The following is a 7,835-nucleotide window of genomic DNA, read 5'->3' as shown; positions in this document are numbered from 1 at the left end:
AAAATTTAGAAAACCAATGGCTCAAATAACATGTATGTTATTCATGCCGCCGTAGTTTTTTTTTGCGGCTTGGGATGGGAAAAAAATGAATTGACAAATGATAATAGTTATTATTACAATCAAATGGCCATATATTCGTAATTTTTACTATTTTAGAAAAAGGAGCGTCAAAACATGAAAAGAATCAAAGCACCCGTACTACTGGTATCCCTTCTGGTCATCGTATTGCTGGCCGGATGCAGCGGCGGCAACAACAATAAGCCGGGGGCGGCCGAACAAACGCGGGAGCTGGTATACGCCGCGGCGAAAGACATCAACGACATGAATCCGCACCTGTATCCGGGATCGATGGCCGCTCAAGCCATCGTGTACGAATCGCTGGTGGAGAATACGCCGGAAGGCATTAAGCCGCTGCTCGCGGAATCATGGGACATCTCGGAGGATGGCAAAGTCTATACCTTTCACTTAAGGAAAAACGTAAAATTCCACGACGGCGAGCCGTTTAACGCCGAAGCGGTCAAGCTGAACATCGAAGCCGTTCAAAGCAATGCGGCCAAACATGCCTGGATCAAGCTGTCGACCGTGCTGGATCAGGTCGACGTCATTGACGAGCACACCGTCCAATTGACGCTGAAAGATACTTATTATCCGACGCTGCTTGAATTGTCGATGACGCGTCCGTACGTCTTCCTCTCGCCGAAGGACTTCCTGAACGGGGAGACGAAGGACGGGGTTGCCGGTTATAACGGCACGGGACCTTACAAGCTCGACGAACATGTGACGGAGCAATTCGCAAAGTTCTCGGCGAACGAGGACTATTGGGGAGGCGTGCCTGCCATCAAGACGATTACGGCGAAGGTGCTGCCGGCCGGCGAGACGACGCTGCTTGCCTTGCAGAAGGGAGAAGTCAATTTCGTTTTCACCGATGACCGCGGCGCCGACAGCATCGACGTGGAGGCCATGCAGCGGCTGGCGGATTCGGGCGATTACCAGATCGTTCGGAGCGAGCCGATGAATACGAAAATGATTGTGGCGAACAGCAGCAATGCCGCCAGTCCCGTCAGCGAGAAAGCGGTGCGGGAAGCGATCTGGTTGTCCATTGACCGCGAAACGATCAGCCGCACGATCTTCAGCGGCACGGAGGCGCCAGCGGAGACGCTGTTTTCCTCCAACGTCAATTACGCCGATGTCGGGCTACCGAAGCGGGACTATAATCCGGAAGGTGCCGCCAAGCTGCTGGAGGAAGCCGGGTGGACGAATGGCGGAGGAGCGGCGGTCCGCACGAAGGATGGTCGCGAGCTTGCAATGAAGCTGTATTACGATGTCAATTCCTCCTCGCAGAAGACGCAGGCGGAGCTGCTTCAAAGCGAAGCCGGTAAAATCGGCATGAAGCTGGAGCTCGTCGGAGAAGAATCGCAGGCGATCGCAAACCGCCGTTCGACGGGCGACTACGACCTGTTGTTCAACCAGACGTGGGGTCTTGCCTACGATCCGCAAAGCACCATCGCCGCGTTTGCTTCCGAGTCGGCTTATCTGCACACGACAAGCGGCATTCCCCAGGCGGAGGAGCTGTACCGCAAGATCAATGAAGTGATGTTGTCGACGGACGAGGATGCCAGAAAGGCGCTTTACAAGGATATTTTGACGATCGTGCATGACGAAGCCGTGTTTATTCCGCTTACGAACGGCAGCGTTACGGTAGTCGCCCCCAAGGATTTGCAAGGAATCTCGTTCAAGCAGACGCAATTCGAGCTGCCGTTCGAACGAATGAGCTTCAAGTAAAGCGAAGCATGGAGGAAAAGAGCAATGGCCGGTTACGCATTGAAACGATTATTCGTCGTGGTTCCGCTGCTTGTTGTCATTTCGTTTATGACCTTTATTTTGAACGGGCTGTCGCCTATGGATCCGGCCGAGGTCGTTCTGCACGCCCAAGGCGTGCCGGCCATCACGGATGAGTTGATCGCGGAGACGAGGGAAGCGCTTGGCATGAACCGTCCGCTGCTCATCCGTTATTGGGACTGGCTGGTCTCGTGCCTCCGGCTTGATTTCGGAGACTCCTACATAACGGGCAAACCGGTATGGTCGCTGCTCGGCCCGGCTTTGCTGAACACGTTGAAGCTGACGCTCGTCTCCTCGCTGCTCATCATCTTGCTGTCGATTGCGCTGGGAGTCGGCTGCGCCTTGAGGGAAGGCAAGTGGCTGGACCTCTCGGTCAGAAGTTTCTCCTTCCTGTTGACATCGATGCCGTCCTACTGGCTGGCTGCGCTGATGGTCTGGTACTTCTCGGTCAAGCTTGATCTGCTGCCGACAAGCGGCATGGACGGGTACGGCAGCTACGTGCTGCCGGTGGCGGTCATCGTCATCGGATATGCTGGCATTTATTTTCGAATCATACGCAGCTCCATGTTGAGCAACCTGAACGAGGACTACGTGCTTTACGGCAGAGCGTGCGGGTTATCGGAGAGAAGCTTGACCTTGCAGGTGCTGCGCAACTCGCTGCAAGTCGCGGTATCGGTGTTCGGCCTTGCCATTCCGGTCATCCTGGGAAGCACGGTCGTCGTGGAAAATATTTTCGCTTGGCCGGGTCTCGGAACGCTCACTGTTAATTCGATTCTGGGGCGAGATTTCCCTATCATACAAGCTTACGTTCTGGTGCTGGCCGTTGCGTTCGTCCTGTTTAACACGGCATCCGACCTGTTGAACGCGGCGGTGAATCCGAAGCTGAGGAAGGAGTTCTAATAATGAAGCTGATGGAACGACTGCTGAAGGACAGATTGGCGGCGGCATCTCTTGCCGTCGTCGCGGCAACGCTGTTAATCGGCTTATGCGCTCCCCTTATTGCCCCGCATTCTCCGAACGAAGCCAACATGGAGCTGCGGTTCGCCGGAGCTTCCTGGAGCTACTGGCTTGGCAACGATCATCTGGGGCGCTGCATTTTGTCGCGATTGATCTACGGCATCCGTCCAAGCGTACTCTGGGTGCTTGCCGCCCTTGGGGCGTCCGCTGGCATCGGAGCCGCGCTCGGCTTTGCCGCCGGTTATTTCCTAGGGAAGACGGATGCGATATTGATGCGAATCTGCGACATCATGCTTTCGTTCCCGGGTTACGTCATGACGCTGGCGATTGTCGGCATGATGGGGGCGGGATTGACCAACATTTTGATTGCGTTCGTGATGATGAAGTGGGCCTGGTTCGCCCGCGTCATTCGAACGGCGGTCATGCAATATGCGGATGCCGACTACGTGAAGTTTGCGAAGGTGCTGGGCATCGGCCACTTCGGCATTATGACGCGGCATATCGCGCCGGTGGCGCTGCCGGAGATGGCGGTTATCGCTAGCGGCGCCTTTGGATCCATGATTTTGCAAATATCGGGGTTGTCGTTCCTCGGTCTCGGTATTCAGGCTCCTCATGCCGAATGGGGAATGATGATGAACGAAGCCAGAGCGGTTATGTTCACCCGTCCAGAACTGATGCTGGCTCCCGGGCTTGCCATTATTATTGTCGTGTCGGCGGTGAACTTCCTGTCGGATGCGCTGCAGAAGGCGCTCAATCCCAAGCTGATGATCGCGGCCAGACGTGCGGAGGCGAGCGCAGGCGGAACTGCGCCTAGATTGCGCGGGAAGGAGGTGGCTTGAGCGGGATGAACGGCAAAAATGGAATACATGTACTCGATGTTGAACACTTGAGCATTCGGGACGAGCGCTCCGGCCGTGCACTGGTGCATGACAGCTCCTTTCGGCTCGCGCAAGGGGAATGTCTGGCCATCGTTGGAGAGAGCGGCAGCGGCAAGTCGCTGACATGCAGAGCGATTATGCGATTGAATCGGACAGGTCTTCGGCAGTCAGGGACGGTGACGTTGAACGGAGAGGATTTGACGAAGCTGTCCGACAAGGAGATGCGGCGGTTCAGAGGGCGGCGGCTCTGCATGATTATGCAGAACGGCATGAGCGCGTTTGATCCGTCGCGGCCGATTGGCGTTTATCTGCAAGAGGTGCTGAGCGTCCACTACGACTGGAGCCGGAGCGAGACGGAAGCCAGACTGAGTGCGGCGATGGCCGCGGTTGGCCTGAGGGAGCCGTCTGAAGCGATGCGCCGCTATCCGCACGAGTTGTCGGGCGGCATGCTGCAGCGGGTCATGATCGCGCTTGCCATCGTGATGGAGCCGGATGTCATTATTGCCGACGAACCGACGACGGCGCTGGATGCCGTCACGGCGTACGAGGTGGTGGAACAATTCTTGCGTTTGCGTGAACGGCTGGGCAGCGCCATGATTTTTGTGTCACATGACTTGGGCGTGGTGAGACGTATTGCGGACAACGTGCTCGTCATGAAGGACGGAGAGATCGTCGAGCGCGGGACGACCAGGGATATTTTCGCCGGCGCGCGGCATCCGTATACTCGTTACCTGGTTTCCTCCAAGGAAGCGTTAAGCCGCCGCTACAATCAATTGATGGGAGGCGCGGATGTTGCTGAACGTTGAAGGTGTTCACAAATCGTATCGGCAGCAAGTCTGGCTCCGCAAAACCCGGCATCAAGTGCTGCACGATATCGGGTTCGAGTGGAGGAAGGGCGAATGTCTTGGCATCATTGGAGAAAGCGGCAGCGGCAAATCGACATTGGGACGGCTGTTGCTCGGCATCGAGAAGCCGGATAGCGGCTCTATCACTTTCGATGGGAAACCCGTCTCGGATCGAAGCGTGCGGCGGGGGGCTATCAGCGCCGTCTTTCAGGATTACACCTCGTCCATCAATCCATTTTTTACGGTTCGGCAGGCGATTCTTGAACCCCTCAGACTTGCGGGGAAGGGGGAGGGATCGTTTGACATCGGCAAGCTGCTGAGGCAGGTTGGGTTGAACGAATCCTATCTTCCGAGATACCCGCATGAACTGTCCGGCGGCGAGGCGCAGCGGGTATGCATCGCGAGGGCGGTGTGCTCGGAACCTCAGTGCATCCTGCTAGATGAAGCCGTAAGCTCGCTTGACGGCTCGGTTCAAATGCAGGTGTTGGACTTGCTCGTGAAGCTGAGAACGGCATATGGGATGGGTTATATTTTTATTACCCACGATATCCAGGCGGCGGCTTATCTTTGCGACCGGATCATGATTATTCGCGGAGGGGAGATCGTGGAGCTTGTCGATACCGAGGAGCTTGGGCACGTTCAGTCTCCGTATGCAAAGGAACTGCTTCGCAAGGTGTTGTCGTAATGATGCTGCACCCGGGCTGTTGTAATGATGCCAAGGGGATTGCTACGCAAGGGATTATCGAAATGTCTCGGGGAGAGTAGCGACCGAGGAAACAAGGAAAGGAGAGTTTGAAGTGAAAGGTGCGTTGTCCTGGCCGTTTCTTCGGCTGTATGTGCTTACGCTACTCTATTTCAGCGGGAATTCCATTCTGAATGTCATCATTCCTTTGAAGGGAGAGTCACTGGGAGCGTCCAATTCGACGATTGGCCTTATTATGGGTGCTTATTTGCTGACGACAATGTTTTTCAGGCCATGGGCAGGCGGCCTGATTCAGCGTTACGGAGCGATTCGTGTGCTGCGCGTCCTGCTGACCGTCAATGGGCTTGCGCTGCTGCTGTATACGTTCACCGGACTGGAGGGATACTTCCTCGCCCGCGTGCTGCAAGGCGTATGTACCGCCTTCTTCTCCATGGCGCTGCAGCTCGGCGTAATCGAAGCGCTCCCCGACAAGGATCGGGCGCAGGGTATCTCCATGTATTCCCTGTGCTCCTATCTGCCGGGCATATTCGGGCCGCTGCTGGCGATCGGCATGTGGCAATCGGGAGAGACGGGCGGAATGGGCCTGTTCGCCGTGTCGATGATCGCCATCGCAATATTGACCGGCATCGTCGGCTTCACGGCACGCATTGGCGGGCAGCCGGATGATACGGCAAGCGGTGAAGAGGGACGAGGTCCGGCAGGGGCCAGTGGGAGAGAAGGCGAGCGGCGTAGTCCGGCAGCGGCTATGTTGAGAGCTACGATCCAGCTTGGGAGCAATCCCCACTTGTTCCGTTGCGGCGTGCTCATGCTGAGCGCCTCGGTTGTATTCGGAGCGGTTACCGCGTTTGTGCCGCTTTACGCGCCGCAGATTCAGGGAGGCAATGCGGCCGTCTACCTCATGATTCAGGCGGCAGTCGTTGTGGCCGCGAGATTCCTGCTCCGATCCTGGATTCCGTCCGACGGCAAGTGGCGTTCCTCCTTCGTTGGTGGGTTGATGATGCTTCTCGTGACGGCTTCGCTTGCCGTCGGTTTATCGCCGAGCGCGGGCGCGGCGTTATTCTACACAGGGGCAGTGCTGCTCGGCATCGCGCAAGCGCTGCTGTATCCGACTCTGACGACATATTTGAGTTTTGTTTTGCCCAAAGCGGAGCGAGGCGTGTTAATCGGTTTGTTCATTGCGACGGCCGATCTGGGAGTGTCTCTGGGAGGCATCATCATGGGACCTGTTTCCGATCTGACTTCGTACTCTTCCATGTATTTGATCTGTGCAGCGCTTGCCGCGGCTGCTGCCTTGCTTGCCTTACAAAGAAGAGTAAGGCAAGCAAGCTCGGCGTCTTGAGACACGGAGTGGGGACAAAGTGGAAACATCGGAAACGGCAGAACAGGGCTGCTCTGCTGTTCCCAAGGCTTTGCCGAGAGCAAATGGCTCGTCTCAATGCGGAACCGGAAGAAAGTGAGCGTTCTAAACCACGGAGTGGAGGATCATGGGCGTACGGATGTTGGCTTCTTTGAGATGATTCTACTCCTTATGGTCTACCAGTTTTGCAGCGATATTTTATTATTGGAATTTTCAGATGCTTCGGCTAGGACAGCCAGTAAGCGATTGATGATTATCACGTACAGGTTCAGCCAGAATTGGCTGGCCTATTTGTGTTAGTAGCGTTTAACTGGCGGGTGCAATCTATAATAGAGGGCTGATAAGTTGCAAATTCAATTGGTAAATATGATTTGTACCTATTATTGGATACCTTCTCTATGAGGCGAATCACCCAAGTAGGTGACATGTCTACTCGGGGTTTGCCAAGCAAGTGTTTTGCTTATTTAAATAAAGAGAAACCTAGTTGATGCTTTTGTTTGGGAGTATTAAATGTGATACTTAAAGAAAGTTATAAGGATGTTGAGTGATCATTCACGAGGTTATCCAAGATAAGGCATCTATTCATGTTGAAGCTGCTACCATAATTCGTCAAGAAATTTGGAGATTTCGTATCAAGGAATTGGAAAAGAGTGCATCGTGAAGTATATGGAAAACGGCAAAGCTGTCGAAAGGCAGTGACGCAAAGCCACGGGTCTTCTCACTATTCAAGTGATGACAGCCGGGTTACCCAATTTGCCGAACACGGCCTAAATGGGTCGTGTTTTTATTATTTGTTTATTTGGGAAACAGAGGAGAGTAATGGTATTGGAAGCGGGTATACATCGGGAATTTCCTACGATGTCTAAAAAAATCAATGAGAATATAAATGTTGCTTTAGTGGACCGAGATTCCGAATGGTGTTGTCGTTTTGCTAAATTACTCGAAACAGAGACGGATATTCATCTCATAAATACTTCCGCTACAAAAGAAGAGGCAGTGCGAGCGAGTTTACAGTTAGACGTGGACGTTGTAGTGGTGAATGCAACACTCCAGCCGTCTGGATGCGATGGATTAGATGCAACAAAAGACATTCTCACCAAAAAGGACATTCCCGTCATTACCGTTGCTTCAAGCGCAGACCCTGAAGTGATCGTCGAAGCAATTACAGTCGGGGCAGTAAACTTCATAAGCAAAGCCGATATGTAATGCTCCCCAAAGTCAAGACATGATTTTTTAGAAAATAAGTTATGTCCTCC

7 protein-coding genes and 1 riboswitch are annotated in these 7,835 nt (G+C 54.2%); all 7 genes read left to right on the top strand.

Annotated elements, in window-relative coordinates:
* The first annotated feature begins 174 nt into the window (after positions 1-174).
* A complete protein-coding gene (gene cntA / locus NR121_RS24640; RefSeq protein WP_054818835.1) occupies positions 175-1,782 on the top strand; it encodes a staphylopine-dependent metal ABC transporter substrate-binding lipoprotein in 1,608 nt (535 codons plus the stop codon).
* A gap of 24 nt (positions 1,783-1,806) precedes the next feature.
* Positions 1,807-2,739 (top strand): nickel/cobalt ABC transporter permease, encoded by a 933-nt coding sequence (gene opp1B / locus NR121_RS24635; RefSeq protein WP_054818836.1) that lies wholly within the window; start codon positions 1,807-1,809, stop codon positions 2,737-2,739.
* A 2-nt stretch (positions 2,740-2,741) separates the two neighbouring features.
* Positions 2,742-3,635: a staphylopine uptake ABC transporter permease subunit CntC gene (gene cntC, locus NR121_RS24630; protein ID WP_256832103.1), complete on the top strand. Its 894-nt coding sequence runs from the start codon at positions 2,742-2,744 to the stop codon at positions 3,633-3,635.
* Positions 3,636-3,640: 5 nt separating this feature from the next.
* Positions 3,641-4,480 carry a staphylopine uptake ABC transporter ATP-binding protein CntD gene (cntD, locus tag NR121_RS24625; protein WP_054818842.1) on the top strand — a complete coding sequence of 280 codons (840 nt, stop codon included), beginning with the start codon at positions 3,641-3,643 and terminating at the stop codon, positions 4,478-4,480.
* Positions 4,467-5,204 (top strand): ABC transporter ATP-binding protein, encoded by a 738-nt coding sequence (locus NR121_RS24620; RefSeq protein ID WP_256832105.1) that lies wholly within the window; start codon positions 4,467-4,469, stop codon positions 5,202-5,204. The genes cntD and NR121_RS24620 overlap by 14 nt, the downstream gene beginning before the upstream one ends.
* 112 nt (positions 5,205-5,316) lie before the next feature.
* A complete protein-coding gene (gene cntE / locus NR121_RS24615) occupies positions 5,317-6,561 on the top strand; it encodes a staphylopine family metallophore export MFS transporter CntE (protein ID WP_054818837.1) in 1,245 nt (414 codons plus the stop codon).
* Between the two features lie 683 nt (positions 6,562-7,244).
* Positions 7,245-7,331: riboswitch (cyclic di-GMP riboswitch) on the top strand.
* 106 nt (positions 7,332-7,437) lie between these two features.
* Positions 7,438-7,785, top strand: a complete 348-nt coding sequence (locus tag NR121_RS24610) for a response regulator (RefSeq protein ID WP_256832102.1) — start codon at positions 7,438-7,440, stop codon at positions 7,783-7,785.
* The last annotated feature ends 50 nt before the right edge of the window (positions 7,786-7,835 follow it).

The sequence above is a fragment of the Paenibacillus sp. Pae15 genome (assembly GCF_024519685.1).
In the GTDB taxonomy this organism is placed as follows: domain Bacteria; phylum Bacillota; class Bacilli; order Paenibacillales; family NBRC-103111; genus Paenibacillus_G; species Paenibacillus_G naphthalenovorans.
This window is presented reverse-complemented; position numbering and strand designations above follow the sequence as displayed.

What these genes read in the sequence shown, in the direction of transcription:
- cntD (WP_054818842.1), top strand. Translation starts at nt 3,641, where the DNA reads ATGAACGGCAAAAATGGAATACATGTACTCGATGTTGAACACTTGAGC.
- opp1B (WP_054818836.1), top strand. Translation starts at nt 1,807, where the DNA reads ATGGCCGGTTACGCATTGAAACGATTATTCGTCGTGGTTCCGCTGCTT.
- NR121_RS24610 (WP_256832102.1), top strand. Translation starts at nt 7,438, where the DNA reads ATGTCTAAAAAAATCAATGAGAATATAAATGTTGCTTTAGTGGACCGA.
- cntA (WP_054818835.1), top strand. Translation starts at nt 175, where the DNA reads ATGAAAAGAATCAAAGCACCCGTACTACTGGTATCCCTTCTGGTCATC.
- cntC (WP_256832103.1), top strand. Translation starts at nt 2,742, where the DNA reads ATGAAGCTGATGGAACGACTGCTGAAGGACAGATTGGCGGCGGCATCT.